The following is a 26,930-nucleotide window of genomic DNA, read 5'->3' as shown; positions in this document are numbered from 1 at the left end:
TGGATGAGTGCTTATACAAGCCCCTGTGCCAACATGGCGTCGGCTACTTTAACAAAGCCTCCGACGTTGGCGCCCTTGACATAATTTATCTTACTTTCGTTACGTCCGTGAATTTTACATGTTTCATGGATTTCCCGCATAATAAGGTGTAAGCGTTGATCTACTTCTTCGCGTGTCCAGTTGTAGCGCATGCTGTTCTGTGACATTTCCAGGCCGGAAACGGCAACGCCACCAGCGTTTACTGCTTTACCAGGAGCATAGGTTATCTCTTTGGTCAGCAACTCTGCAGCGTCAGCTGTACAACCCATGTTTGAAACTTCGCCTACGAGGAAACAACCGTTTTTGATTAACAATCTGGCATCTTCTTCGTCCAGTTCATTTTCAGTGGCGCATGGCATAGCAATATCAACAGGCTGTTCCCATGGTTTCTTGCCAGCGAAGAACTGAGCTCCAAATTCTTTTGCATACGGTTCAACAATGTCGTTGTTGGTAGCACGCAGTTCGAGCAGATAATCTACTTTTTCACCATCGATTCCGGTTGGATCGTAAATGTATCCGTCGGGACCGGAAATGGTCACCACTTTGCCGCCCAGTTCGTTGATTTTGCTGATGGCTCCCCAGGCGACGTTTCCAAAGCCAGATACAGAGAAGGTATGGCCTTTGATTTCTTTGCCCATTTCAGTCAGCATGTGCTGAACGAAATATACGGCGCCGTAACCGGTTGCTTCGGGACGAATGAGTGAACCTCCCCAACCTAAACCTTTGCCAGTCAATACCCCGGTGAACTCGTTCCGGATACGTTTGTATTGTCCGAAAAGATAACCGATTTCGCGGCCACCTACGCCGATATCACCTGCCGGTACATCGGTATGCGGGCCAATGTGACGGCTCAGCTCGGTCATGAACGACTGACAGAAACGCATGATTTCGTTGTCGCTGCGTCCTTTGGCGCTGAAGTCGGAACCTCCTTTACCGCCTCCCATGGGAAGGGTGGTCAGACTGTTTTTAAAGGTTTGTTCAAACCCTAAAAACTTCAGGATACTTAAATTAACACTGGGGTGGAAACGCAATCCACCTTTATATGGACCAAGTGCACTGTTGAACTCTACGCGGTAGCCGCGATTGATCTCAACTTCGCCCCGGTCATTCATCCAGGGAACCCTGAACATGACGACTCTCTCGGGCTCCACCATGCGTTCAAGAATGCGTGCTTGTTTGTAGCGGGGATTTGAATCGTAAACCTCCCAAACAGATTCAACAACTTCCTGAACGGCTTGATGGAATTCCTTCTCGCCAACGGTGCGGGCCTTTAAGGCCTCCATGAATTGTTCTATACCGGTATTCATGATAACATATTTTTGTAAAAACCCCATAAATTCCGTCTGTGTGTTGGTACAATGCCTACAGGCAGTTATATCCTGACGGTTTCAATTTGTTAGAGCCAAAGGTAGAGAAAACATTTTCTCATCTTCGCAATAATTATTCAAAAAAGAAGAATAAGGCGAACGGTGTAAGTGACAATAAATCAGTATGTAAAACGTTTTTTAGAGTATGTTTAATAGCACAAAGAACCGGAAGTTTGACTTATGTCAGAATTTTGAAAGTGGATATTTAGGATTAGGAATAAAAGCGGGTATTCTTCAAATCCATTACAAATCCCAGCGTTTCGGAATCGATACCGGCCGGATCATAGATATATCCGCTCCAGAATCTTCTCTTTCATGTACTGAGGATGAGCCATCAGGTTAGGGGCGAGCGCTTCAACGACCTCATGAACGGCTTGGTAAATTCTACCTCATGTGGATCTTTCCTGCTTAAATTGGACATGAATTCATCTACCAATTTAGTTGGCGACGTGAGTGTGGCGGTTTTTATTTAATATATCGTTGTAAATTAGACATTTTGAGATACAAACTGCCCATCGTCAGTCTTCGATTTATTTTAAATGCAACGAAAAGTTATTTGTATGATTTTTAGGAAGCGTTCCGGCAGTCAAAAAATAAAGTCTTAATTTCGCACTTTAGTTGAAAAAAGAATTTAATAGTCTCAATAAAGATGGATTACAACTTCAGGGAGATTGAACAAAGCTGGCAGAATTACTGGGCCGGGCATAAAACTTTCAAAACAGGGGAAGATTATTCGAAACCGAAATTTTATTGCCTCGATATGTTTCCTTATCCTTCGGGAGCTGGATTACATGTCGGCCATCCGGAAGGATATACGGCGACTGATATTATTTGCCGTTACAAAAGGGCAAACGGATTTAATGTGCTTCATCCGATGGGGTGGGATGCATTCGGGCTCCCTGCAGAACAATATGCTATTCAAACCGGGACTCATCCGGCAATTACGACAAAAAAGAATTGCAATAATTTCCGTCGTCAGATTCAGTCGCTGGGATTGAGTTACGACTGGGATCGGGAAATTAATACCACAGACCCGGCTTATTACAAGTGGACACAGTGGATCTTTACCCGTTTATATAATACCTGGTTCGACGAAAATGAGCAGAAGGGACGCCCGATTGATGAATTGCCGGTTCCTTCGGAGATAGAAGCGGAAGGAAAAGAAGCAGTTCGTGAATATGTCAAAAGCAAACGTTTGGCTTACTACGATAATGCCCAGGTTTGGTATTGTCGTCATTGCAAAACGGTTTGTGCGAACGAAGAAGTGTTGAATGACGGTTCGCACGAAAAGTGCGGTACAAAAGAGGTTGAACGTCGTTTTCTGAAACAGTGGATGCTTCGTATCCCGCATTATGCTGAACGTTTGTTGACGGGACTGGATAATCTGGATTGGCCCGAAGGTGTGAAGGATATGCAGCGGAACTGGATTGGAAGATCGACCGGTGCTGAAGTAGACTTTCTGCTCGATGGTGTTGATGAAATAATCCGGGTGTACACAACCCGCCCTGATACGTTGTTTGGGGCCACTTATATGGTAATTGCTCCGGAGCACGAATTGGTGGAAGTTATTACAACTCCGGAACATAAAGATTCAGTAAACGATTATGTGCGTTCGGCTACATTGAAAAGTGATTTGGACCGTACCGATTTGGCGAAAGACAAAACCGGCGTATTTACTGGCCGGTATGCCATTAACCCCCTTACGGGAGAAAAAATTCCGGTATGGGTAGCCGACTATGTATTGATGGGGTATGGAACTGGCGCTATTATGGCAGTTCCGGCGCACGATATGCGTGACTTTGAGTTTGCCAAAACATTCGGATTAAATATTGTATGCATCCTCGATCCGAAAGATGCTGGACCGGAATTGCGTGAAAAAGTATTGAAGGGTGATGCCTGCTGGACGGAAGACGGAGCTTATATCAACTCTGCCAACGAAAGCGTAGGGCTTGACATCAACGGCATGAGCAAAGAAGACGGCCTTAAAACCGTTATCGAATGGCTCGAGTCGGAAGGCCTCGGTAAAGCTACCGTGAATTATAAAATTCGTGATTGGTTGTTCAGTCGTCAGCGTTTCTGGGGTGAGCCATTCCCTGTCATTCATTGGGAAGATGGCGAAGTGTCCGTTTTACCCGATGACGATCTGCCCCTGATTCTTCCCGATGTGGAAAAATATCAACCGGTAGAAACGGGTGAGTCGCCATTGGCCAATGCCGGCGATTGGCTTTACGTAACGGATGAAAATGGCCGTAAGGGGCGTCGCGAAACGAATACGATGCCTCAATGGGCCGGTTCGTGCTGGTATTACCTGCGTTACATCGATCCGAAAAACGATGAAGCACCCTTTGACAAAGTGAAAGAGAATTACTGGATGCCGGTTGATTTGTATGTAGGAGGTGCTGAACATGCGGTACTTCACTTGCTGTACAGTCGTTTCTGGCACAAGGTACTGTTCGATTTGGGTGTGGTTTCCACCGATGAACCATATCTGAAGCTGTATAACCAGGGAATGATTCTGGCTTTTGCTTATGAAACAGTTTCCGGCTCTAAAGTGCCTTCCGATTTGGTCGAAGATCGTGATGGCAGGTATTTTCATACCGAAACCGGCGAAGAGTTGAAGCAGATTGTGGCCAAAATGTCCAAATCGCTTAAAAACGTCATCAACCCGGACGACGTGGTGGAACAGTATGGAGCCGATTCGTTACGCCTCTACGAAATGTTTATGGGACCGCTTGATGCAACCAAACCCTGGACCGACACCGGTGTGAAGGGAGTTTATAACTTCTTGCGGAGGGTATTTACTTTCTTCTCAAATCTGGATATTGTCAGTGAAAAAGAAGACTCGAAAGAGACCCTCAAACTTTTGCATCAGACCATCCGGAAGGTAGGCGACGATGTAGAGGATTTGAAGTTCAATACGGCCATTTCACAAATGATGGTGTTTACCAACCATTGCTATAAGGCTGGTAAAGTATCTCGTTCTACCGCCGAAACGTTTATGCAGGTGCTGGCTCCTTTTGCTCCGCACCTTGCCGAAGAGCTTTGGAGCCTTTATGGTCACAATGCAAGTATCACACTGGCAGAATGGCCCGAAGTCAGGGAAGAATTCCTGGTGGAAAATACCTTTGAGTACCCGGTATCCTTTAACGGAAAATTGCGTTTTAAACTGGAACTTCCGTTAGATATGCCAAAGGATGATGTTGAAAAAACGGTACTTGAACATGAGGGGGCACAGCGGTGGACCGACGGAAAAACCATCGTGAAATTGATTTACGTACCGGGTAGGATTATTAACGTGGTTGTTAAGTAATTGTAAAGGATAAAATCTTCGCCAAAAGCATGGAAAAATCATGATTTCCGTGCTTTTTTTTATTCTACTTTTGCGCAAATTTTTATCGGGATGAGTGGAAAAGTAATGAGTAAAGTTCAGGATTATGCAATTATCGTACCCGGATTATTTATTTATGCTTTTGGGGTGACTGCCTTTTTGATTCCTGCCAAGATTATTGGGGGTGGAATTACGGGGGTAGCTACGGTTGTATATTTAACGTCCGGAATTGAAACAGGGTATACGTACTTTGTTATTAATATTTTTTTGGTTCTGGCTGCCATTAAAATACTGGGAACAAGCTTTGGACTAAAGACTATCTTTAGTATGTCGGTTATGGCAGTGTTTTTGAATGTATTGCAATCAGTATTTACCAAACCATTGATTGACGATTTGTTTTTATCTGCCGTCCTTGGTGGTATTCTCGGCGGAGTTGGGCTTGGAATCGTCTTTAACCGCGGAGGGAGTACCGGTGGTACGGATATCATTGCCATGATTATTAATAAGTACCGGAATGTGAGCCCGGGACGTGTTATTATGTTTTGCGACGTGATTATCATTGCTTCCTCATTCTTCGTTTTGAAGTCGGTTGAAGGGATGGTGTATGGTTATGTTTCGATGTGGGTAGTGTCATATACTGTCGATTCAGTCCTGAACGGAGCCAAGCAGTCGGTCCAGATGTTTATCTTCTCCGAACGCTATGACGATATTGCTGATTATATTGTGCATCAGGCAAATCGAGGTTTAACTGTTTTCGATGGAACGGGTTGGTATACCCGGAAAAATGTAAAAGTAATTATGACGGTTGTGCGGAAAAGAGAAGCTTCGCCAATTTATAAACAAATAAAACAAATTGATCCTGATGCATTTATATCCCAAAACTCAGTAATGGGTGTATTTGGTAACGGATTTGATCAAATCAAATATTAATTTTGTCTGTGTTGTGATTATAATCATATATTAAATCAGGGAAGGTAGAGGCAAATGAAAAAATGGATTCCGGGGATTATTTTGGTCGTTTGGGTAATAGTAGTGGTAGGATTTTTCATCATCCGGAAGAATAGTAAGTCGTATCAGGACGATATCCCGAAAAGGCAAGCGGTCGACACGGTAGCCAGGGTTTTACAGCCACCTGTTTTACGATTTAGACTGCCGGTTGATTCTTTCGTTGTTGAAAATAAAAAAGTACGACGGAATCAGAATCTTTCTGATATCCTGGTTAAGTATGGTGTGTCTTATCAGGCTATTGATCAGCTTGCCAGGAATGCAAAACATGTTTTTGATGTGCGGAGAATAAAGGCGGGAAGTGCTTATTCCATGTTTTTAGCTCACGATTCCCTGCATACTCCCCGTTATTTTGTTTACGAAGATACGCCTGTTGATTATTATACATTTCAGCTCACCGACGATTCCTTGCATGTTACGGCACGCCAAAAACCTGTTATAACAAAACGTAAGGTGGCATTTGGCCAAATTAGTTCTTCATTGTGGAATGCGATGACGGATAACAATCTGAATCCGGTTTTAGCAATTGATCTTTCTGACATTTATGCCTGGTCCATTGATTTTTTCGGGGTTCAGAAGGGAGACTGGTTCCAAATTATATACGATGAGAACTATGTCGACGGAAATTCCATCGGCATTGGGACGATTTATGCTGCCCGTTTTAATACTATGGGCGAAGATTATTACGCTTTCAATTTCGACCAGGATGGCCGGACCGATTATTTTGATGAAGATGGAAAAAGTCTGCGTAAGGCGTTTTTGAAGGCTCCGCTAAAGTATTCGCACATCAGCTCCCGTTTTACCAATAGCCGGTATCACCCGATTCTTCGTATCAGAAGGCCACACCATGGTGTCGACTATGCAGCGCCTACCGGAACACCGGTTCATTCCATTGGTGACGGGGTGGTTACCCGCAGAGGCTACCAGGCACGTGGTGGAGGTAACTATTTATACATAAAGCACAATTCGGTTTACACTACTTCCTATATGCACCTTTCACGGTTTGCAAAAGGCATGCATCCCGGGGTGCGCGTAAAACAGGGTCAGTTAGTTGGTTATGTGGGAATGACAGGATTAGCTACCGGTCCACACCTCGATTTCAGGGTATATAAAAATGGGGCCGCGGTTGATCCGTTGAAGGTGAAGGCACCGCCGGTTGAACCGGTAAAAAAAGAGAACCTGGTGCGCTATGAGGAGCATCGTGATTCGCTAATGGATGAGTTAATGACCATCCCGATACCGGGGCCGGAACCGGAACAAATTCCTGTGGCCGATGTCATTCACAGCACTCCTGTGACGTTGCAATAGCAGCTTTCGAATTTTTGGTACGGATTTTCCAGTTACGCTGATTATTTCATTAAAAAATTTTCAATCACCTTCGGGAAGTGTTGATATTCCAATTGATGGATGCGTTCAGCCAGCGTGTTTGGCGTATCATCAGGTAGGACCGGACATTTCTCCTGATGTAAGATTTCTCCGTGATCGTAAACCTCATCGACCAGGTGGATGGTGATGCCACTCTCTTTCTCCCTATTCGTGATAACCGCTTCGTGTACTTTGTCACCGTACATTCCTTTACCGCCGTATGCTGGTAATAAGGCAGGATGAATATTAATAATCGGAAAGGCATGGATCAGGTTGGTTGGCACCAGCCAAAGAAAACCAGCCAATACAATTAAATCAATATTTCGGCTTTTGAGAAGATTTAGAAATTCTTCCGATTGATAAAACCCTTCCCTGGTGAATACGCCGTTGTCAATACCATATTTTGCTGCTCTTTCAAGCACATAGGCATCTGCACGGTTGCTCCAGACAGAGTCAACCCGGATCGTGGAATGATTCTGAAAATGCTGTATTATGTTTTGTGCATTTGTCCCTGAACCTGATGCAAGTATAGCTATGTTTTTCATAATTAGTGTTTTATGTCCTATCTGAAAGTTGACTATTCGACCAGCAAATTCGAAAATAACTTCCCAATGTTGTTTGTTACTGACGAAAAGCTATATTCTGGGACAAATATTTGGAAAATAATTGGGTTTCTTTATTACTTTGCATCCGTTGATTTGAAAAAAAATCAGCGATTAAATTTATTCATAAGTATTAACGTTAAAATTTAGAAATTATGTCTGACGTTTCGGCTAAAGTTAAATCGATCATTGTAGACAAACTTGGTGTTGATGAAAGCGAGGTAACTAACGAAGCTTCCTTCACCAATGACTTGGGTGCTGATTCGCTCGATACTGTAGAGCTGATTATGGAATTCGAGAAAGAATTCAATATTGCCATCCCTGATGATCAAGCTGAAAAAATCGGTACTGTAGGGGAGGCTGTTGCTTACATCGAAGAGAATGGAAAGTAATTATTATTTAATAAAGGGCTTAAAAACTTACCATGGAATTGAAACGAGTTGTTGTTACCGGCTTAGGTACGATCAACCCGCTCGGTAAGAACATCCAGGAATTCTGGGAAGGCCTGAGTAATGGGGTCAGCGGTGCCGGCCCCATTACTCATTTTGATGCCTCCAAATTCAAAACGCAGTTTGCCTGCGAATTAAAGGATTTCGACCCGAATGATTACCTCGAACGCAAAGAGGTACGCAAACATGACATGTATGCGCAGTTTGCTTATATTGCTGCGAATCAGGCTGTTCGTCATTCAGGGATCGACCTGGAAAAAACCGACAGGGATCGGGTAGGTGTAATTTGGGGTGCCGGTATTGGTGGTCTCGATACTTTCTATCAGGAAGTTACTGCCTTTAATGCGAATACGGAAAATCCGAGATTTACGCCCTTTTTTATTCCTAAAATGATTGCCAACATGGCCAGTGGTAATATTGCCATGAAATATGGATTTCGGGGACCCAGCATAACCACCGTTACTGCTTGTGCTTCGGCAACCCACGCATTAATTGATGCAGCAAGTTATATCAGGCTTGGTAAAGCCGATATGTTCGTAGCGGGTGGTTCCGAATCAGCAATCAACCCGGCTGGTGTTGGTGGTTTCAATGCCATGCGTGCCATTTCAACGCGTAATGATGATCCGAAAACGGCATCGCGGCCTTTTGATAAAGACCGCGATGGATTTGTGATGGGTGAAGGTGCGGGAGCACTTATCCTTGAAGAATACGAACATGCTGTTCGCCGCGGAGCAACCATTTATGCTGAATTGGTTGGAGCTGGCATGTCGACCGACGCATACCACATGACTGCACCCGATCCGGAAGGAGGCGGAGCCGCTTTGGTCATGGAACGTGCACTGGAAGATGCCGGTCTGAAACCTGAAGATATCGATTACATTAACGTACACGGTACTTCTACCGGACTGGGAGATGTTGCCGAGTCGAAAGCAATCCTGAAGGTATTTGGTGAGCATGCTTACAAGGTGAGTGTGAGTTCAACCAAATCGATGACAGGTCACTTGCTGGGAGCGGCTGGTGCAGTTGAAAGTATTGCCTCTATTATGGCGATGCAAAACAGTATTGTGCCTCCTACTATTAATCAATTTGAACTGGATCCCGAAGTGGATCCGAAAATTGATTTTACTTTTAATCATGCAAAAGAACGTCAAATTAATTTTGCGCTTAGCAATACATTTGGATTTGGCGGACATAATGCGACTGTAATCTTCAAAAAATTATCATAAACACGTGATAAAGGCTTTGAAGCAAAGGATAAAACTCTTTTCCTCTCCGGGGAAAGAGTTTTATTTGTTTTTGAAATCATTGCTGGGATTTTACCCGGGGACCCTGCATTTTTACGATATTGCATTTATTCACAAGTCCGCTTCAACAGTCGATTCTCATGGCTATCCGGTTAATAACGAACGCCTCGAATATCTCGGCGATGCCATACTCGGTGCAGTCGTCGCGGATTATCTTTATAATCGTTTCCCTCACAAAGACGAGGGATTTCTCACACAATTGCGTTCCCGGATGGTGAACCGGAGCTTTCTTACCAAACTAACATTTAAAACAGGGCTGAACCGTTTTGTACAGTCGAATACGAACTCAGCTAACGAAACCAGTCACATCTACGGTGACGCCTTTGAGGCGCTCATCGGAGCTGTCTATCTCGACAAAGGTTATGAGCAGACGAAGAAATTCATTGTTAAGCGCATCCTGACGGTTTATGTTGATATCCACAAACTGGAAAAGAAGGATACCAACTATAAGAGCCAGTTGATTGAGTGGGGACAGAAGAATAAAAAAGAGGTGAACTTTAAAACACAGGATAATCCGGGTACCACTGGAGATATACCTCCTTTCGTCTCCCAGGTGCTTGTTGAAGGTGAATTATTCGGAGAGGGCGATGGATATTCCAAAAAAGAATCGCAGCAACAGGCTGCGAAAGTGGCATTGATGAAGATTCAGGATTAAAAAAAATTCCCGGCAAAATACTGGAAAAGAAAAAGGCGGGGAAGTACCCGCCTTTTTAACCAAAACCTAAATTCACCTTGTGAAAAAACTCAGTTAACCCCAAAAATTAAAAACCTATTAACCACGTTTTATGTTACAAACATAGTTTTTTTATTTTAAAATGCAATCGGGAGTATGTTAAAACGAGTTAAAAATTGATAATGCATCATACCATTTTAACGATCTATTTTCCCTTTACCCATCTCGGTTCGAATGTTAAAGCAGGATGCATCTGATTGCTAATCAATCTAAGATATTGTTAAATATTGTTAAGGCCTGGTTAGCTGGTGCCCTAAGTAAGTTATCTTTGTGTCCATGAGCAGAAAGGTGATCTACTTCCTAAGCCTGACAATGGCAATTGCTGTTGTCGCATTAATCTGGCTTCAGACAATGGCTATTAAGCGTACATCACAGCTCAAGGAGGAACACTTTAACCTGTTGGTCAACCGTGCACTGGAAGATGTTGTAGAAAAATTGGAGAACGAGGAAATGAATCTCTTTCTCTTTGGCGAAGACGATGCTTCTACCCCGGGAGGTTCTGGTTTCTTCCCTAATTCGGGTGCGCTTAAGCCACTTAACGAAAAGGTTGCTAAGGGCGAATTGAGCCTTTCGTTTAATATATCTGGTTCTGCGGCGTATCGAAGCGGTGTAAAGACGGAAACGAAGATTTTTTTTGGTGACTCTAATCAGGTACATGTGCAACATCGCAGCATGGGTTCCATTCAATTTATGGATAACTCCGGGCAGAATAACAGCATGATGCAAAACAAATTCCAGCAAAGCTCTGCTCGTCAGGAACGTTTGATTCGATCGATGGAATTTAATTTAAACCGCTCAAGCATTCCTGTCAATAAACGTATCGATCCGGATTATCTAAAACATCTGCTCAATACCGAACTCCGCAACAGTGGAATTACACTCGATTATCAGTATGCTGTTGAGTCGCAGATAAGCGGTAAATCAACGGTGTTGATGGGAAGTGACGGATTCGATCCGGGTCAGCCGACCAAGTACCGGAAACTGCTGTTTCAAAACGATATTAATGTAAAGCCTAATTTTTTGACGGTTTATTTCCCTGAGCAAAACGGATTTCTAATACAATCGACAGGTTTCCTGGTTATTCCGTCTATCTTATTGACATTCATTATTATTGGAATTTTTGCCCTGACATTGCATATTATTCTGAGACAAAAGAAGGTTTCATCGATTAAGAATGACTTTATCAATAATATGACGCACGAACTGAAGACTCCGATTTCTACTATTTCGCTTGCGTCGCAAATGCTAAAAGATACTTCAGTAGCCCATACGCCAAAAACGATTGAACATGTCTCTGGTGTAATTTTTGACGAAAGTAAAAGACTGAGTTATCAGGTAGAAAAGGTTTTACAGATGGCCGTATTCAACGAAGGGCGACTGAAACTCAAAATGACGGAAATAAACCTGAATGATGTGGCTGGCAGTGTGGCCTCCAACTTTCAAATCAGGGTGACCTCGCAACAAGGTGTGTTGCATACAAAGTTTGCTGCCGAAAAACCAATCATAAAAGGTGATGAGGTGCATATTACCAATGTCCTCTTCAATTTGCTGGATAATGCCGTGAAATACAGCACGGAAAATCCGGAAATTGAATTCACCACCGAAAACAAAAATGGTTGGGTAGTGGTTGCAGTAAAAGATAAAGGAATAGGAATTCCACGTGAACATCAGAAACAAATTTTTGAGAGATTCTATCGTGTTCCTACAGGAAATGTTCATAATGTAAAAGGCTTTGGCCTTGGATTGTCGTATGTGAAGCGTATTATCGACGTCCATAATGGCCAGATCAAGGTGGACAGTGCTCTTGGCAAAGGAACCCGTTTCAGGATCTATCTGCCCGTTAAAGTACAATAGATTATGGAAAAAAAGACTAGAATTCTCTTGGCTGAGGATGACGAAAACCTGGGGCTGTTACTCAAGGAGTACCTCATTGCCAAAGGTTTCGACACAGAGCTTTATCCCGACGGCGAAGCAGCCTATCAGGGATTTATGAAAAGCCAGTTCAACCTCTGTATCCTCGATGTGATGATGCCCAAGAAAGACGGCTTTTCGCTGGCGAGAGATGTCCGTATGGTAAACACCGATATTCCGGTGATCTTCCTTACGGCGAAAAACATGAAAGAGGATGTGCTGGAAGGTTTTAAACTAGGTGCCGATGATTATCTCACCAAGCCTTTTAGCATGGAGGAATTGATTTTCCGCATCGAGGCGATCCTCCGTCGAACCGAAGGAGAAGGGCAGGAAGGAAACCAGGAGGTTTTCAAATTAGGAAAGTACACCTTCGATTCGCAGAAGCAAACCCTTACCGATGGTAAAGAAATGCAGAAGTTGACGACGAAGGAGAGTGAACTGTTGCGTTTGCTTTGTGTGAATGTCAACAAGGTGCTGGAGCGTAACTTTGCGTTGAAAACTATTTGGGTAGACGATAATTATTTCAATGCCCGTAGCATGGACGTATATATTACCAAACTACGTAAGCATTTGAAGAACGATCCGGATGTCGAAATTATTAATGTTCATGGTAAGGGGTACAAACTGATTGTGTAAAATAATAGTTTGTGCAAAAACTGTAATCAACCAAAAGCCCGGTTTCTGATGAAAGAAGCCGGGCTTTGTTGTAAATTAATCGAGTTTCAGAACGGCAAGGAAGGCTTTCTGTGGTACTTCCACATTACCGACCTGCTTCATCCGCTTCTTCCCTTTCTTTTGCTTTTCCAACAGTTTTCGCTTACGCGAAATATCGCCGCCATAACATTTGGCGGTTACATCCTTGCGTACGGCCTTAACTGTTTCCCTGGCGATAATTTTGGCGCCAATGGCGGCCTGGATGGCTACATCAAACTGTTGACGAGGAATTAGTTCTTTCAGCTTTTCGCAAATGCGCCGCCCAAAATTGTATGCATTGTCGAAGTGGATAAGCGTTGATAAAGCATCTACCGGTTCACCGTTGAGCAAAATATCCAGTTTCACCAGCCTGGCTGATTGGTAGCCGATAATGTGATAATCGAATGAAGCATATCCCTTCGAAATGCTTTTCAACTTATCGTAAAAGTCAAAAACGATTTCCCCCAAAGGCATATCGAAAGTCATTTCGGCCCGGTCGGCGGTCAGGTAATCCTGTTTTTTCAGAATCCCACGCTTTTCCAGACAGAGGGTCATGATCGGACCGATGAAATCGGACTTGCAAATAATTTGTGCCCGGATAAAAGGCTCTTCAATATCTTCAACCAAGGTTGCCTCAGGCATCCCGGATGGATTATAAACTTCCAATTCTTCCCCGCTTTTGGTGTAAATCCGGTACGATACATTGGGTACCGTGGTAATCACATTCATGTCGAATTCCCGGTCGAGGCGTTCCTGTACAATTTCCATATGAAGAAGGCCCAGGAATCCGCATCGGAAACCAAATCCCAACGCTGCTGACGATTCCGGTTGAAATGTGAGCGATGCATCGTTTAACTGCAGCTTTTCCATGGCAGCACGCAGATCCTCGTAGTCATCAGTATCAATCGGGTAAATGCCGGCAAAAACCATCGGTTTCACTTCCTCAAATCCCTCAATGGCTTTTTCACACGGATTCTTCACATGGGTAATGGTATCACCTACTTTTACTTCACGTGCTGTTTTTATTCCCGATATGATGTAGCCTACATCACCGGCACTTAGCTCTTTGCGCGGGTCCATCTTCAGCTTCAGTACCCCGATTTCATCAGCCTGATACTGTTTGCCGGTGGCCACAAACTTCACCAGATCATTGGTGTGAATGGTCCCATTGTTCACCTTGAAATAGGCAATAACCCCGCGGAAGGAGTTGAAAACCGAGTCGAAAATCAGGCACTGAAGTGGAGCATCCGGCTCGCCTACCGGCGCTGGAACATCTTTTACAATACGATTAAGGATTTCGGCAACGCCTTCTCCTGTTTTTCCTGAAGCGCGGATAATATCTTCCTGCTTGCATCCGAGCAAATCGACAATCTGATCTTCCACTACTTCCGGCATCGCATTCGGCAGGTCCATCTTGTTCATCACCGGAATGATTTCCAGATCGTGCTCCAATGCGAGGTACAGGTTCGAGATGGTTTGTGCCTGAATTCCCTGGGTAGAATCAATAATCAGCAAGGCTCCTTCGCAGGCGGCGATGGAACGTGAAACTTCGTAAGAGAAGTCAACGTGCCCGGGAGTATCAATCAGGTTGAGGATGTATTTTTGTCCGTCCTGCAGATAATTCATCTGGATGGCATGGCTCTTAATGGTAATTCCCCTTTCCTTCTCCAAATCCATGTCATCGAGCACTTGCTGTTTCATATCCCGATGGCTGACCGTTTCAGTCATTTCCAGGAGACGATCGGCTAATGTGCTTTTACCGTGGTCAATGTGGGCAATAATACAAAAGTTCCTGATGTTATTCATGGGCAAATTATATCTTATGTCCTGATTTTCTTATTGTAAAAGTACATTTCAACGTTTCGCAAAGATATTCAAATTTTGATAACGAGCGGGAAAAATTCAGCGCCATTACTGAATGGTTATTTGCCGGAGATATGCTATCTTTCAGGGCTTTCATCTGCTTGATCTTCTTCTGAAAAGAATGGGTTCAACAATGATCCTAAAACTCCGTGATGTTTTCGGGCCAGGCGTATCATCTAAATTTATTGATTATGCAGTCGTGCAATAATTGTGATGCCTGATAATATTTTAACTTTGAACCGCCAAATCCGGAACCGTTGAAATGGTTTTTGTGTTCCGGACGAATTATAGAGAAATGAAGCAAGACAATATTCTGACCGTCGTCGTCCCCGTTTATAACGAGGAAAGCAATATGGACCGGCTGGAAAAAGAACTTTCTGCATTTGTGGAAACTTCGTCCGTGCCGTCGTGCATATTATTTGTCAACGATGGTTCAACCGATGCCAGTCAGCAAAAGCTGGAAGCAATGTGTGGACGGCACGAGGCGTTCTCATTTATTCAGTTCCGTCAAAACTGCGGACTTAGCGCGGCAATCAAAGCCGGTATCAATCAGGCGGAAACACCGTTGGTCGGTTATATCGATGCCGATTTGCAAACCACACCGGAAGACTTTAACAAACTACTGCCATTTGCCAACGATTATGCCCTGGTAACCGGAATACGCGTTAACCGGAAAGACAGCTTTGTGAAGAAACTGTCGTCGAAGCTGGCTAATAGTATCCGCCGTTCCATTACGCACGACGGCGCTTCTGATACCGGCTGCCCGCTGAAAATTATGCAAACGCCGGTTGCCCGGAAGATTCCGTTTTTCGGTGGAATGCACCGTTTTCTGCCGGCATTGATTCAGCTGGAAGGGGGAAGCGTGAAAGAAGTACCGGTCCGTCATTTTCCGAGGGTTGCCGGCGAGTCGAAATTTCATTTGTGGAACCGCCTGGGAGGCCCCTTGAAAGATCTGTTTGCCTACCGCTGGATGAAAAACCGTTACATCCGTTACGAAATTAAGAAGCGCGGTTGATGGGAGATAATTTTTTGATATATGGCGTAGGTTTTCTCGCCCAGATACTTTTCTCCGGACGGATGATAATTCAATGGTTTCGCTCCGAAAAAGCGGGCAAACCGTTGTCTCCTACCATTTTCTGGCAGCTAAGCCTTTTTGCTTCCATGTTGCTGTTTGTCTACGGGGTGCTGCGAAAAGATTTTGCGATAGTGCTTGGTCAGTTGCTGGTCTATTTTATTTATATCCGGAATTTGCAATTGAAGAACCGGTGGAGAACTATCCCATTGATTCTGAGATGGATATTTTATATCTTGCCGGCATTCAGCCTGGGGTATCTTTTTTCCGGGGCACCGAATAACATCCATGAAATACTGGGAAACGAAAATGTGTCATTCGGACTCTTGATTTGGGGGAGCGCCGGACAACTGATTTTTACTTTCCGGTTTGTTTACCAGTGGATTGACTCAGAAAGGCAGAACGAGTCGGTATTATCCAATACTTTCTGGATTATCAGTCTGGCGGGTTCGTTGATGATATTCAGCTATGCCATTTTTCGCCTCGACCCGGTTTTGTTCCTGGGGCAGTTGACCGGAGCATTTGTCTATTCTCGTAATTTATTGCTGGGATTGAACCATCCCGGATTTTTAAGTCCTGTCATCAGGAAAATAGCCGCACGATTAAAGAAACGATCATGAGCAGAGAGAACCGTCAACTTTTAGCATTGCTGGTGATTACCTTTTTCGCCTTCATGATTCATAACGGCGTTCTGGATGCCAACATCATGGAGGCCCGGAATCTGGTAACAGCCCGCGAAATTTTGCAACACCATAACTGGCTGGCGCCAACTATGAATGGTGAATTGCGATTGGAAAAACCGCCTTTGCCAACCTGGATTGCCGCCATTATGATGCAGCTTTTCGGGCAGGACAGCCTGGCAATTTTGCGTATTCCCGCCGCCCTTTCGGCGATGTTGCTGGTGTTTTTCCTTTTCAAATTAACAAAAGAACTGACACGCGACGAGTACCTTCCTTTGCTGGCTGGTGGAACGGTTGCAACCAGTTTTTACATATTTTTCATGGCCCGGACGATAACCTGGGACATTTTCTGTCACAGTTTTATGCTGGGTGCCATTTGGATGCTTTACCGCGGCTGGAACCGGAAGGGACAGGCCTGGAAAGAGTTTACATGGGCCGGTGTGTTGATGGGGCTATCGTTCCTGAGTAAAGGTCCGGTTTCGTTCTTCGCTTTGCTGTTGCCGTTCCTCATCGCATTTTTTGTTAGTTATGGCTTCAGTGGGGTGAAGTTGCAATGGAAGCCATTAATGATAGCGTTGGGCATTTTGCTGGCTTTCAGCACGTGGTGGCCTTTGTATATCTATTTTCAGCATCCCGAATTTTCTGCCTACGTGGCAGAAAAAGAATCGGCTGCATGGATGAACCGCAGTGTGCATCCGTGGTACCATTACTGGAGTTTCCCGGTGCAATCAGGAATATGGGCATTACCGGCTGCGGCTGCCGTGATTATTCCGTATGCACGGAAAAAAATCGGGCAGTTTGGAAATTACAAGTTTCTGGCCCTGTGGGTTTGGGCAGCAGTGATCCTGCTCTCTTCATTTCCCGAAAAGAAAGAGCGCTACCTGATGCCTGTTCTGATTCCTTTGGCGCTGATAACAGCCTACTATTTCCGTTACCTGATACACGCTTTCAAGGAGAAGGAGTACACGAAGGCCGATAGTATATTGTATTCCATTCAGGGTTACCTTGTTGGAGTGGTGTGCTTCGTACTACCATTGGCCGTAATGTATCATAATTACCAGTTTCATGATGGCTTGTCAATTGGATTGCAGATAATCATATTGCTTGTTTTCTGGGCTATTGGTGGATATATTGTGAAGAGTACCTACCGGAAAAAAGCCTTCCGGCTGTGGAGTGGAACGGTTGTGATGACGCTCGCTTTTTGTTTGCTGGTGATTCCCTCGGCGCGCAATTTCTTTCAAAAGAACCCGGACTACCGGTCATATAACGATCTGCGCCACATGGAGAAAGTGCGGAACATGCCTTTTTATTTCAATGGTCCAGTGCCCGGAAAATTTATTCAGGTGGTCTGGAGTAGCGGGCATTTGATTCAATACTGGGATACTTCAAACGCGACAGGAACTCCGGTTGCTACGCCATTGGTGGTAATGACACACGAGCCTCCGCAGGAGGTTTTCAACGAAAGTTTCCGGGACAAGTACGATTTTGAGGAGTTGGGACACTACGATCTCGACATGAAGAAAAAAGATGGGATTAAAATATTTTCGAATTATGTAACCATCGTTCGGATGAAACAAAAAATGCCGTAATGCAAACTGTTTTAGTGACCGGATGTGCCGGATTTATCGGTTCACATCTCAGTGAAAGCCTTTTGAGTAAAGGATTTAGGGTTCTTGGAATTGATAATTTTGATCCCTTTTACAAACGTTCGATAAAAGGGCGGAACCTGGCCCATTTCCTGGGGCATCCCTCTTTTTCATTTGCTGAATTGGATCTTGCCGAAAAGGATAAGCTGGCTACTTTTTTATCCGGTAAGAAAATTGATCTGATTGTTCATCTGGCTGGGAAAGCTGGTGTACGTCCGTCGATTGATGATCCGGCGGGATACACTCGGGCCAATATTACGGCGACACAAAATATCCTGGATATCATGAAGGAGAAAGGTATCCGGAAAATGGCATTTGCCTCATCGTCGTCGGTTTACGGAAATTGTCCGGAGATTCCTTTCCGGGAAGATATGGACGTTTCTCATCCCGTTTCGCCGTATGCTTTTACCAAGAAGAGTTGTGAGCTAATCAATTATACCTACCATTATCTCTATCAGTTGGATATTCTGAATATGCGCTTCTTTACCGTATTTGGTCCGCGACAGCGCCCCGATTTGGCTATCTACAAGTTTACCCGCTTGCTCCGGAACAACGAGCCCATTCCTATGTTTGGTGATGGAGGGACAGCGCGCGATTACACGTTTGTGACCGATACGGTTGCCGGTATCGAGTCGGCAATTGATTATTTGCTGGAACATGAGAATGTTTACGATACGGTGAATCTGGGGAATAACCAGCCGGTGCTGTTGCGCGATATGATTCAGACGATCGCTGACGAAGCAGGTGTCGAACCCGTCGTCAACCAATTGCCAATGCAGGATGGAGACGTAAATATTACGTATGCCGATATCTCCAGGGCAAAACAGTTGTTGGGCTACCAGCCAAAAACGCCTTTCCGGGAAGGGATTAAACAATTCCTCGCCTGGTATGATGAGGTTCATCCTGACTAATTTAGAAAGTAACCAACTTTAGTTTTCTCGGATTTTTTTGGCCTGAATGGCTTAGCTTTGATGCTTTATATCAATTTTGGCTAAGGAGGGAGGGGGCCATCACACCGAATTGACCTGGCACATCAAACTGCCGCCGGAGATGACGCTCGATGAGGCGCATCACATTTGTTCTGTCATTGAAGAATCAATTGAAAAAGAACTGGGCATCATGACGACGATCCATCCGGAAGCCCTCCCCATGCCGAACGACGATTAATCGTGCCTATAATTCTGCTGTTTCCGGTTGAAATGAAGGTTGAAAACGACAACTTCCGGACTGTTCCCGATTCGAACAGGTGGTCCCCATGAACCAAATCCTGAAGATACATAGATGTTGGTTTTGTCTTTTTTCAGAAATCCCCAGCTGTCCTCGAATATGGCCTCAGTAATGTAATTGAGCGGCCACATTTGTCCGTCGTGAGTATGTCCCGACAGGTGTAAATCAACTCCGGCTTTCGCGACTTCTCCCAGATTGAACGGTTGGTGGTTCATCACAATCACCGGGCTATTCATATCAACATTCTCAAGTAATCCCGGCAATTCTTTTCGTCCGCCATCACGGTTGCGTGCTGATAAATCATCCCGGCCGACAATTTGAACACCATTTGGAAGGGTAACAATCTGGTCACGCAGTACATTAATGTTAATACTTTCCAGGTAGGGTAATGTTTCTGTTATTCCGCCAATGTATTCATGGTTTCCCGGAATAGCGTACATACCCATGGGTGGTTTTGTTTCCTGTAGGTGCCGCCCAAGTTTCTTCCGCAAAACAGGAGCGATATCACCATCTACCATATCGCCACAAAGCAACACTAAATCGGGTTGTTGCTGATTGATGATGTCAACCAGTTTTTGTTCGCGCCGCTCGCCAATCAATGCCCCCAGGTGAATGTCGGAAGCCATCAATATCTTCATGTCCGGGGCGCCGCTAACGTTTTTCGGTAGGCTAATCGAAATCTGTTTCACCCTTGTGTGCAACGCATTCAGGTGCCCGAAGAAAACCACGATGGCAACCAGCGAAAAAACAGTGATACCGGTCCAGAGTCCGAGGTTTTCCGGGTTGCTTTTCAATACAGATGGAACAATGTGAAAGAATTTGTCCAGCAGGCGAATAATGTCGATAAATAGTGTGGCGATAAAAAGGTAAAGCATGAATGAGAGCCAGAATGCACCAATGCGGTAAACCCATTCGCCGGCTAAACTTGAATGCGTGTGCTCCAGAATTTCGCCAACGATGAAAGTGGAGGCGATAACCCAGAAAAGTACCTTATATATGGATTTGAAATTTCCTGTCGACTGGAAGGCCATTAAGCCATGAACGTAGATATAATAGTTGACCAGAAAATAAACCAAAATGACGGTTCCGAAGAAAATGGCAAACTGCATGTTTCGCATATGTAATGTGGTATATCGTTCAATGAAAGATTTTCGGCAGAATGTTTTATGTTTTAATGCCGTAATGGAATTAACGAAATTAACCTTTTTTTGTTGATGATAAGCCGATTGTTTCCTGTTTACGCTTTTTCAATCTAGCTGCCGGCATCATGCTTGTTTCCTCTCATTTTGTTTATATTTGTCAGGCAAGCGGAAACCCGTGCCCGGATATGAAGAAATACATTTTACCCTTACTGGTGGCATTCATGGCAATAGTGGCTTCGTGCAGCGAGGCGGACAGGTGTTACGACTCTACCGACACCTATCTCATCGCACGATTCATCGCCAGCGATTCTACCACCATTGATTCGCTGTTGATTTGGGGCGTCGCCAAAAACGACACCGGTTGGGTGCGCGATACGCTGCCTTCCGTATCCAGGCGTTATCCATTACCACTTTCCCTTGAAAACGATTCCACTGCGTTTGTATTGTTCGTGAATGGAGGAGCTGACACGCTGTTTATTTATCATACGATGCAAATGAAAATGGTATCAGAGGCGTGCGGCTTTGCACCCTATTACGAACTGAAAGGTTTCTCATATACCTCCCGAATCGACTCGGTGAATATTTCGGACCCCGCGGTGGGCCCAACATCTATTGAAAAGCCCAATAATGAGCAAAATATTACTGTATATTTCAATTTGCCTGCTAGCACTCAGTAGCCCGCTGAATGCGCTGGCCCAGGAGAAACTGAATGCGGATGTGTGGCGTTACGAAGGTCCCCGCATTGGGGTTGATTTGTCGCGGTTTGTTTCCACTTATCTGCAATCAGCTGATCGTTGGGGCTGGGAGTTACAGGGCGATATTCCGGTTAAAGGTTATTGGTTTCCTACGGTCGAAGTAGGAATGATGGGACTGAACGACCGGCAGGATAATTTCCACTATCAGGCAAATGGCGTTTATGGCCGGTTGGGAACCGACTTCAATATTTTGCGTTATAGGAGCCTCGATGATGGTGATTTGGTTTTTATAGGTTTGCGCTATGGATACAGCCGTTTTACCCAACAGGCCGATAATATTGATTATTCCAATTTCTGGGGCAATTACACAACTTCTATCCCGAAAAGGAATATGAATGCGCATTGGGGAGAATTTGTATTCGGAATGAAAGGCGAGATTTTTAAAAACTTCTTTTTGGGCTGGTCATTGAGGGTTAAGTTCATGGCCAGCGAGACGAAAGATCCGAACATGTCGCCTTATATCGTGCCCGGATTTGGGAAAACCAATGTGGACATTCCCATGGACTTTTCGTATGGTATTTATTACCGGATCCCATTGCACCGGACGAAGAAAATGCCTAAAGCCCCTAAAATGGAAGGTGCCAAGCATATTGATGAGTCAACTACTCCTGACAGTCAGAATAATAACCAGCAAAATGGTAACGGGATTGGAAATCTTCGGGGTGGACAGCCTCAGGGATTTTAGTTCGACTTACCTTCCGGTTTGAATCCCGTAATAACCTGGCTACGCAATAGCTGGTGGTTAATGTTCCCCGTCAATATCCGGTATGGTATGCACTTTAATTTCGAGCCATTCGAACCAAAGCAATCCCAGGGGTGAACGGTGAGTTGTATTCTCCCTTTGAATGTGAGCTTTTCGTGCTGTTTCCGCGAAATTAGACCAGTGGCATCTTCATACGATAGCATCGTACGATTCATCAATTGGTTGGTGCGATTACAGATCCAAAAGGTCTTTAATTTTTTTCTGAATGTCGGTGTTCTCCATAATTCCGGTGAACCGCTCAGCTCCCGGTCCAAACGCATACACCGGCACCATAATTCCCGTGTGCTCTCCAGTAGTAAATTTGCCGGTCACTTGGCCACTTGCCATGTTGCCTTCGTTGATGGACATGCCGCCTGTTTCGTGATCGGCTGTCACGATAATCAGGGTTTCGCCGTCGCGGGCCGCATAATCAAGCGCTGCACCGATTGCCTGGTCGAAGTCGAGCATTTCCTCCACTACATAAGGTGTCTTGTTGGCATGACCGCCCCAGTCGATCTGGCTTCCTTCAACCATGATGAAATAGCCTTTCTTGTTTTTGGCCAGGATATTCAAGGCTGTTTTAGTCGATTGGACAAGCATGTCACCGCGTTCGGGTTCAGCCGGATTGTGAATGGGAGCAGTCAGCCCGGCCAGTTTTCCGGAAGTAACTTCGGTAATATCATCCATGTTGTAGAGGACCTGATAGCCTTCTTTTCTCAGCTCTTCACTCAGGTCCCGCCCATCTTTACGTTTTTCGAAATGGTCAACGCCACCGCCGATAAAGACATCGATGCCGCTGTTAATGAAATCGGCTGCAATGGCTTCGTACATGTTGCGCGATGGCTGGTGGGCAATAAACGATGCCGGAGTGGCGTGCGTAATGGCTGAGGTCGATACCAGCCCGGTTTCCAGTCCTTTCTTTTCAGCCAGTTCGAGGATGTTGACAATCGGCTGTTTTAGCGGATTTACGCCAATTGCCCCGTTGTATGTTTTTTCGCCACAAGCCAGCGCAGTTCCACCTGCTGCCGAATCGGTAATGTAATTATCGGAAGAGTAAGTTTTGGAAAAACCGATGTTTGTAAAATTCTCCAGATAGAGGTGCCCGCCGTTAGCTGTTAATCCGGCATATACCTGTGCGAGCCCCATGCCGTCGCCAATCATTAAAATTACATTCTTCGGACGTTTCTTCCGGGTGCTCTGCTGGTAATGTTTTACGGGATAAAAGTCACCGCCGGTATATGTCTGCTGCAATTTCCGGTTGGCCGGATCCATGTATTCGTCCTGCGCGTAACCGGCAAAAGCAAAACCGCCAATAATAATACCGATCAGGAAGGCATGACGGACATTTCTCATCAGAAAGTTTCTCATTACTTTATGTTTCAGTATGGTTTCAAATTGATTGGGATATCAGGGTACTAAATTAAAGTTTCTGTGGGAAGCTTGATAAGGCTTTTTCGTAAATAAAAAGCTAAATATTTATTGAGCATTCATGACAAAAAAAAGCACACCGAAGCGTGCTATCCTCATTGGGGCGGGTACGAAAAATTAGGGATTATCTCTCGTCAATATCTTGAGGCCTCCGGCTCCGTTGGCCACAAAAATGTAATCGTCAACGGCTCTCACAAAATTGGCTGAGCCATCGTAATTGTAATTTCCGTATACTTTGAATGTGTTTTTGTCGAGCACATAAACGCCCCCGGCGCCATTGGCCACATAAATCAATCCGTGATCAACATCCACGCCGTTTGTATCCCCGTCTTGCGGATTGAAACTTTTAATCGCCGTGCCCGATCCATCGCTCACATCATACACCATCAGTCCCGAAGATCCTTCGCAAACATAAGCGAAACCATCTTTGAGACGAACAACCGATTTACCGTTTTCCGGTTTAATTTCCCCAACCGGGATGGTTCGGACCGGATTTAAGCCGTCATTTTCGTTGAATACAGACAGCAATCCAACAGATCCTCCCTGCAAACCAACGATGGTGTTCCCGTCGCTGTCAAAATATTTGGCGGTAAGTGCATCCCGGGTGTTGATGATGGAACCGTTGTCGGCATTAGCCGTAATAAACTGTCCACCGGTATTTCCTGTTGCCAGGTAAAGATTTCCGTTACCGGCCAGGTGTACACAATCGCCCGAATAGCTTGGAAGGGTATAAAAGGTTGGCAAAGAATTGGGTAACTCACCATTTTTTAAATCGATAATGGTGAAGGTTGCGGCTGTTGCAACATGTGCCTTGTCCGGGTCTTGTCCACCGGTGGCATATAATTTATTGCCATCCACTTCCAGGTGATTGAAATCGACGTTTTCGGTCCAATACTGACTGACGATGGTCGGGGCCGATGGATCGGTAATATCATATACCTCGATGAGGCCACCAAATTCCGCTCCGTGCAGGTGGTAGGAAACGTAAGCGAAGTCTCCCTGTATATCCACGCTTGTCGCACTCAGGGTGTTTCCCCGGCTATCGATAGGAGCTTTTACGTTTGCAACCAGTGTAAAAGAATTTGCCGGATTGGTACCGTATTGCGGAACACATCCCGTAGCCGGGAAATAGACCGACTTGAAAGTAACCCGTGAACCCAACAAGTCCGGATCAGAACGGGTAATGTCCGTGTCGTAGCGAATATCGATTTTCCCGGTAATCCGGGCTCCCCGGTTCGATTGAAACGAATTCCGGATAACGATTCCGGCATAATTGCCACTGGTGCCGTCAATTTTTCCGTTAAGGGAAATAGTACCCGCATCGGTTACGGAATGTGACCCCAGCATCAAAATGCTGCCTCCGTTAACCGTTAATTGATCATCGATTTTTAGGAATCCGGTGGAATAGGTTAGTCCGTTAGACTGCATCCTGGCGGCTTCGAAATGACACGCGTTGTTGAGGTTAGCGCCACTATTCAGATTAAATGTTCCGGCCGTAATGAACGTTCCCATGTTATCGATCAAGCCATTGTTGTTTAAATCTCCGGATAACGAGATTTTTCCGGTGTTGACCACATGGGCGGAACTATTGTTATTCATCGTATCGAACGATATGATACCGTGATTTTCCAGGATACCATCCAGATTAATGTTCCTGTCGACATTCCACTCTCCGTAATTAACCAGTTTTAATCCGGGGTTGATGTTTACATATTTCCCCGTAAAAACACCCGTTGGATTGATAACAATGGTTCCTGCCCCGCTTACCGCCGTTCCGGCTAAATTACCGGCTACAACCAACCGTCCGCCATCATTTACCGTAATGTTTCCCGAATATGTCAGTCCCTTCGGTAAAAGGACTGTTTGCCCGGAATACACGGTATACGCCGCATTGCTGGCTTGAATGATAATTTTGTCGAAAACAGTATTATAGATATCGACTGCCGATGTATAGCTGTAGTTTTCCGGTGATTCTGCTGATTTCAGTAAACCACTTTCTGAGAGACTAATTCGCTCATTGATATAGGTAATCCTGTCAGTATTTTCTTTGGAAATTTGTTCTGCACTTGCCGTAAAATCGGTTTTTATCGAATTATCTTTCACACATCCGGCCAGTAGTAGCAATAAGCTGCTTACTAAAACCAAAATTCTGTTCCTTCCCATTTTCAACCCCTTTTATTAGTTTCTCCCTGATTCTCTTTTAGAAAAGGTGAACCAAGAGACTTTTTTTAAAACGAAAGAAGGCGTTATTTATTACTTTCTGACAGGACAAAAGTGTTGGCCAAATGGTAGTGTAATCCGTCCGCTGATTGTTCAACCTCAATAACTCCGATGGTTATGAGGTTTATTAAGATTCGTTCTGCCTTCCATCGGGAAACAGAAATTGCCCGGGCAACGCGTCCCGGATTTAATTTTTCGTGCACAGATAGATAGTGCAATAGTTTTTGTTCCTCTTCGGTGTACCGGATAAAAACGCCATGCGACTTTTGTTTTTTCTTCCATACTTCGAGCAAAATCCGGTTGGCCAGGATGTTCTGATCTTCAAATCTTACATAGGCCAGCCACCTGTGGTTTTCGTCTTTGGCGTAATGTGGCTTGTTTGGGCTTGGGGGTATATCGATTTGCAGAACCGTTTTTCCGTCAGTATGCCATTGGCAGGTTTCAAACGGAATTTCGGGTTTGCTGTATAATTTGGCAGCAGCCTCAATCATGTAGTACTCCTCATCGGTCTGTACGCCGGCGATGTTGCCGTTGTCCTTTACCCCAATCAGCAACCTGCCACCATCGGTATTGGCGAAAGCAACCAGCGAGCGGGCTATCTTTCGCGAAACGTTAATACAAAATTTGAAATCCTGCTGCTGGTGTTCCCCCTCCCGTATCATCCTGAATAATTTCGTGTTCACCATGGCCGAATTTTTTGGGTTGATGGCAAGTTATTATTTTTCTGTATAAACTCCACGGCCATTAAGGATTTTACAAACCTGCATGCCGTCCCCGGGGTGCATCCCGGATTCATGACATTGCCGCCGTCGCGGGGTCCCTAAACGCTTTATCACGCTGACAGGCCTGCCGACGCTGTCAGCTGAGGGAAAACAGGCTGAAGGCCTGGGATTCCGAAGCTGGGGGCAACGCCCCACGACGTTTGTCGGGACAGGCCCTAGAGAAAGGCCCCGAACAACGAGGGAAGCCTGAAGGGCTTCCACTATCCCGTTGGGGGGAGGATAACGTGCCCCAGCCCTACAGGCTGGAGGTTTACCTGTTGCGCCCGCTCCTTGGGGCGATGCCCCAAGCTATGGAATTAGGGCCTTACAGGCCCGGGTATTTGTTACACTTCTACTGTAAAAAGAAATATTACTTGATGGAAAACAAATAATATTTAATATATGACTAATAAAACCAGCTAAATAATAAATAACTACAAAATAAAATAAAATAAAACAATAACTATAATTATATTTGATTAAAAATAAGAAACTAAAATCATGTAAGTATAAAATGTATTGATATTTAAATAAATTAAATTGCGATAATAATATAATACTATTCGGTGGGTATCTAACGCTGTGTGATGATTAACTA

At 44.8% G+C, this 26,930-nt stretch carries 22 protein-coding genes; 15 read left to right on the top strand and 7 right to left on the bottom strand.

Annotated elements, in window-relative coordinates:
• Window positions 1–11: 11 nt before the first annotated feature.
• Window positions 12–1,346, bottom strand: coding sequence for an NADP-specific glutamate dehydrogenase (gene gdhA / locus GJU82_RS12190; RefSeq protein WP_153632384.1), 1,335 nt, complete (start codon window positions 1,344–1,346; stop codon window positions 12–14).
• A 709-nt stretch (window positions 1,347–2,055) separates the two neighbouring features.
• Here gdhA and leuS point away from each other — a divergent pair.
• The 3 genes from leuS (at window position 2,056) to GJU82_RS12175 (ending at window position 7,047) form a co-directional block, all read left to right on the top strand.
• A complete protein-coding gene (gene leuS, locus GJU82_RS12185) occupies window positions 2,056–4,716 on the top strand; it encodes a leucine--tRNA ligase (RefSeq protein ID WP_153632383.1) in 2,661 nt (886 codons plus the stop codon).
• A gap of 90 nt (window positions 4,717–4,806) precedes the next feature.
• Window positions 4,807–5,664 carry a YitT family protein gene (locus tag GJU82_RS12180; RefSeq protein ID WP_153632382.1) on the top strand — a complete coding sequence of 286 codons (858 nt, stop codon included), beginning with the start codon at window positions 4,807–4,809 and terminating at the stop codon, window positions 5,662–5,664.
• Between the two features lie 54 nt (window positions 5,665–5,718).
• Window positions 5,719–7,047, top strand: coding sequence for a peptidoglycan DD-metalloendopeptidase family protein (locus GJU82_RS12175; RefSeq protein WP_153632381.1), 1,329 nt, complete (start codon window positions 5,719–5,721; stop codon window positions 7,045–7,047).
• A gap of 41 nt (window positions 7,048–7,088) precedes the next feature.
• On the opposite strand, the gene purN is transcribed toward GJU82_RS12175, so the two are convergent.
• Window positions 7,089–7,649 (bottom strand): phosphoribosylglycinamide formyltransferase, encoded by a 561-nt coding sequence (gene purN / locus GJU82_RS12170; protein WP_153632380.1) that lies wholly within the window; start codon window positions 7,647–7,649, stop codon window positions 7,089–7,091.
• Window positions 7,650–7,861: 212 nt separating this feature from the next.
• On the opposite strand from purN, the gene GJU82_RS12165 reads away from it, so the two are divergent.
• The 5 genes from GJU82_RS12165 (at window position 7,862) to GJU82_RS12145 (ending at window position 12,739) form a co-directional block, all read left to right on the top strand.
• A complete protein-coding gene (locus GJU82_RS12165; protein ID WP_025862964.1) occupies window positions 7,862–8,098 on the top strand; it encodes an acyl carrier protein in 237 nt (78 codons plus the stop codon).
• Window positions 8,099–8,130: 32 nt separating this feature from the next.
• The gene (fabF, locus tag GJU82_RS12160; RefSeq protein ID WP_153632379.1) at window positions 8,131–9,381 is read left to right on the top strand and encodes a beta-ketoacyl-ACP synthase II; all 1,251 of its coding nucleotides are present in this window, start codon (window positions 8,131–8,133) and stop codon (window positions 9,379–9,381) included.
• Between the two features lie 16 nt (window positions 9,382–9,397).
• The gene (gene rnc, locus GJU82_RS12155; protein ID WP_194831045.1) at window positions 9,398–10,114 is read left to right on the top strand and encodes a ribonuclease III; all 717 of its coding nucleotides are present in this window, start codon (window positions 9,398–9,400) and stop codon (window positions 10,112–10,114) included.
• A gap of 354 nt (window positions 10,115–10,468) precedes the next feature.
• Window positions 10,469–12,046 (top strand): sensor histidine kinase KdpD, encoded by a 1,578-nt coding sequence (locus GJU82_RS12150; protein ID WP_153632377.1) that lies wholly within the window; start codon window positions 10,469–10,471, stop codon window positions 12,044–12,046.
• Window positions 12,047–12,049: 3 nt separating this feature from the next.
• Window positions 12,050–12,739: a response regulator transcription factor gene (locus GJU82_RS12145; protein WP_153632376.1), complete on the top strand. Its 690-nt coding sequence runs from the start codon at window positions 12,050–12,052 to the stop codon at window positions 12,737–12,739.
• 75 nt (window positions 12,740–12,814) lie between these two features.
• Here the strand turns inward: GJU82_RS12145 and lepA are convergent, their stop codons facing one another.
• On the bottom strand, window positions 12,815–14,602 hold the full coding sequence (gene lepA / locus GJU82_RS12140; RefSeq protein ID WP_153632375.1) for a translation elongation factor 4: 1,788 nt from the start codon (window positions 14,600–14,602) through the stop codon (window positions 12,815–12,817).
• Window positions 14,603–14,954: 352 nt separating this feature from the next.
• Here lepA and GJU82_RS12135 point away from each other — a divergent pair, with 352 nt between their 5' ends.
• The 5 genes from GJU82_RS12135 (at window position 14,955) to GJU82_RS12115 (ending at window position 19,224) form a co-directional block, all read left to right on the top strand.
• Window positions 14,955–15,674: a glycosyltransferase gene (locus GJU82_RS12135; protein WP_153632374.1), complete on the top strand. Its 720-nt coding sequence runs from the start codon at window positions 14,955–14,957 to the stop codon at window positions 15,672–15,674.
• The gene (locus tag GJU82_RS12130; RefSeq protein ID WP_153632373.1) at window positions 15,674–16,351 is read left to right on the top strand and encodes a lipid-A-disaccharide synthase N-terminal domain-containing protein; all 678 of its coding nucleotides are present in this window, start codon (window positions 15,674–15,676) and stop codon (window positions 16,349–16,351) included. The genes GJU82_RS12135 and GJU82_RS12130 overlap by 1 nt, the downstream gene beginning before the upstream one ends.
• Complete coding sequence (locus GJU82_RS12125; protein WP_153632372.1) at window positions 16,348–18,000, top strand: glycosyltransferase family 39 protein; 1,653 nt, start codon at window positions 16,348–16,350, stop codon at window positions 17,998–18,000. Before GJU82_RS12130 ends, GJU82_RS12125 begins: the two co-directional genes overlap by 4 nt.
• Window positions 18,000–18,968, top strand: coding sequence for a GDP-mannose 4,6-dehydratase (locus GJU82_RS12120; protein ID WP_153632371.1), 969 nt, complete (start codon window positions 18,000–18,002; stop codon window positions 18,966–18,968). Before GJU82_RS12125 ends, GJU82_RS12120 begins: the two co-directional genes overlap by 1 nt.
• 76 nt (window positions 18,969–19,044) lie before the next feature.
• Window positions 19,045–19,224 (top strand): cation transporter dimerization domain-containing protein, encoded by a 180-nt coding sequence (locus tag GJU82_RS12115; protein ID WP_194831044.1) that lies wholly within the window; start codon window positions 19,045–19,047, stop codon window positions 19,222–19,224.
• On the opposite strand, the gene GJU82_RS12110 is transcribed toward GJU82_RS12115, so the two are convergent.
• Window positions 19,221–20,402: a metallophosphoesterase gene (locus GJU82_RS12110; protein WP_153632369.1), complete on the bottom strand. Its 1,182-nt coding sequence runs from the start codon at window positions 20,400–20,402 to the stop codon at window positions 19,221–19,223. The two genes, GJU82_RS12115 and GJU82_RS12110, sit on opposite strands and share 4 nt — an antisense overlap.
• Window positions 20,403–20,551: 149 nt before the next feature.
• Here GJU82_RS12110 and GJU82_RS12105 point away from each other — a divergent pair, with 149 nt between their 5' ends.
• Together GJU82_RS12105 and GJU82_RS12100 are read left to right on the top strand one after the other, a co-directional pair.
• The gene (locus GJU82_RS12105) at window positions 20,552–21,103 is read left to right on the top strand and encodes a DUF6452 family protein (protein ID WP_153632368.1); all 552 of its coding nucleotides are present in this window, start codon (window positions 20,552–20,554) and stop codon (window positions 21,101–21,103) included.
• Window positions 21,054–21,866: a DUF6048 family protein gene (locus GJU82_RS12100; protein ID WP_153632367.1), complete on the top strand. Its 813-nt coding sequence runs from the start codon at window positions 21,054–21,056 to the stop codon at window positions 21,864–21,866. The genes GJU82_RS12105 and GJU82_RS12100 overlap by 50 nt, the downstream gene beginning before the upstream one ends.
• Window positions 21,867–22,115: 249 nt before the next feature.
• Here the strand turns inward: GJU82_RS12100 and GJU82_RS12095 are convergent, their stop codons facing one another.
• The 3 genes from GJU82_RS12095 to GJU82_RS12085 all read right to left on the bottom strand — a co-directional run bounded on the left by GJU82_RS12095 (window position 22,116) and on the right by GJU82_RS12085 (window position 26,257).
• A complete protein-coding gene (locus GJU82_RS12095; protein WP_228488691.1) occupies window positions 22,116–23,291 on the bottom strand; it encodes an alkaline phosphatase in 1,176 nt (391 codons plus the stop codon).
• A gap of 177 nt (window positions 23,292–23,468) precedes the next feature.
• On the bottom strand, window positions 23,469–25,514 hold the full coding sequence (locus GJU82_RS12090; RefSeq protein WP_153632366.1) for a hypothetical protein: 2,046 nt from the start codon (window positions 25,512–25,514) through the stop codon (window positions 23,469–23,471).
• An 83-nt stretch (window positions 25,515–25,597) separates the two neighbouring features.
• The gene (locus GJU82_RS12085) at window positions 25,598–26,257 is read right to left on the bottom strand and encodes a helix-turn-helix domain-containing protein (protein ID WP_153632365.1); all 660 of its coding nucleotides are present in this window, start codon (window positions 26,255–26,257) and stop codon (window positions 25,598–25,600) included.
• Window positions 26,258–26,930 lie beyond the last annotated feature (673 nt).

The organism is Prolixibacter sp. SD074 (assembly GCF_009617895.1).
In the GTDB taxonomy this organism is placed as follows: domain Bacteria; phylum Bacteroidota; class Bacteroidia; order Bacteroidales; family Prolixibacteraceae; genus Prolixibacter.
The sequence above is the reverse complement of the archived record's forward strand: the minus strand, read 5'-3'. Positions and strand labels throughout refer to the sequence as shown.

Excerpts from the sequence above, each read along its gene's own strand:
- gdhA (WP_153632384.1), bottom strand. The coding sequence starts at position 1,346 with ATGAATACCGGTATAGAACAATTCATGGAGGCCTTAAAGGCCCGCACC.
- leuS (WP_153632383.1), top strand. The coding sequence starts at position 2,056 with ATGGATTACAACTTCAGGGAGATTGAACAAAGCTGGCAGAATTACTGG.
- GJU82_RS12180 (WP_153632382.1), top strand. The coding sequence starts at position 4,807 with ATGAGTGGAAAAGTAATGAGTAAAGTTCAGGATTATGCAATTATCGTA.
- GJU82_RS12175 (WP_153632381.1), top strand. The coding sequence starts at position 5,719 with ATGAAAAAATGGATTCCGGGGATTATTTTGGTCGTTTGGGTAATAGTA.
- purN (WP_153632380.1), bottom strand. The coding sequence starts at position 7,649 with ATGAAAAACATAGCTATACTTGCATCAGGTTCAGGGACAAATGCACAA.
- GJU82_RS12165 (WP_025862964.1), top strand. The coding sequence starts at position 7,862 with ATGTCTGACGTTTCGGCTAAAGTTAAATCGATCATTGTAGACAAACTT.
- fabF (WP_153632379.1), top strand. The coding sequence starts at position 8,131 with ATGGAATTGAAACGAGTTGTTGTTACCGGCTTAGGTACGATCAACCCG.
- GJU82_RS12150 (WP_153632377.1), top strand. The coding sequence starts at position 10,469 with ATGAGCAGAAAGGTGATCTACTTCCTAAGCCTGACAATGGCAATTGCT.
- GJU82_RS12145 (WP_153632376.1), top strand. The coding sequence starts at position 12,050 with ATGGAAAAAAAGACTAGAATTCTCTTGGCTGAGGATGACGAAAACCTG.
- lepA (WP_153632375.1), bottom strand. The coding sequence starts at position 14,602 with ATGAATAACATCAGGAACTTTTGTATTATTGCCCACATTGACCACGGT.
- GJU82_RS12135 (WP_153632374.1), top strand. The coding sequence starts at position 14,955 with ATGAAGCAAGACAATATTCTGACCGTCGTCGTCCCCGTTTATAACGAG.
- GJU82_RS12130 (WP_153632373.1), top strand. The coding sequence starts at position 15,674 with ATGGGAGATAATTTTTTGATATATGGCGTAGGTTTTCTCGCCCAGATA.
- GJU82_RS12125 (WP_153632372.1), top strand. The coding sequence starts at position 16,348 with ATGAGCAGAGAGAACCGTCAACTTTTAGCATTGCTGGTGATTACCTTT.
- GJU82_RS12120 (WP_153632371.1), top strand. The coding sequence starts at position 18,000 with ATGCAAACTGTTTTAGTGACCGGATGTGCCGGATTTATCGGTTCACAT.
- GJU82_RS12110 (WP_153632369.1), bottom strand. The coding sequence starts at position 20,402 with ATGCGAAACATGCAGTTTGCCATTTTCTTCGGAACCGTCATTTTGGTT.
- GJU82_RS12105 (WP_153632368.1), top strand. The coding sequence starts at position 20,552 with ATGCTTGTTTCCTCTCATTTTGTTTATATTTGTCAGGCAAGCGGAAAC.
- GJU82_RS12100 (WP_153632367.1), top strand. The coding sequence starts at position 21,054 with ATGAGCAAAATATTACTGTATATTTCAATTTGCCTGCTAGCACTCAGT.
- GJU82_RS12095 (WP_228488691.1), bottom strand. The coding sequence starts at position 23,291 with ATGAGAAACTTTCTGATGAGAAATGTCCGTCATGCCTTCCTGATCGGT.
- GJU82_RS12090 (WP_153632366.1), bottom strand. The coding sequence starts at position 25,514 with ATGGGAAGGAACAGAATTTTGGTTTTAGTAAGCAGCTTATTGCTACTA.
- GJU82_RS12085 (WP_153632365.1), bottom strand. The coding sequence starts at position 26,257 with ATGGTGAACACGAAATTATTCAGGATGATACGGGAGGGGGAACACCAG.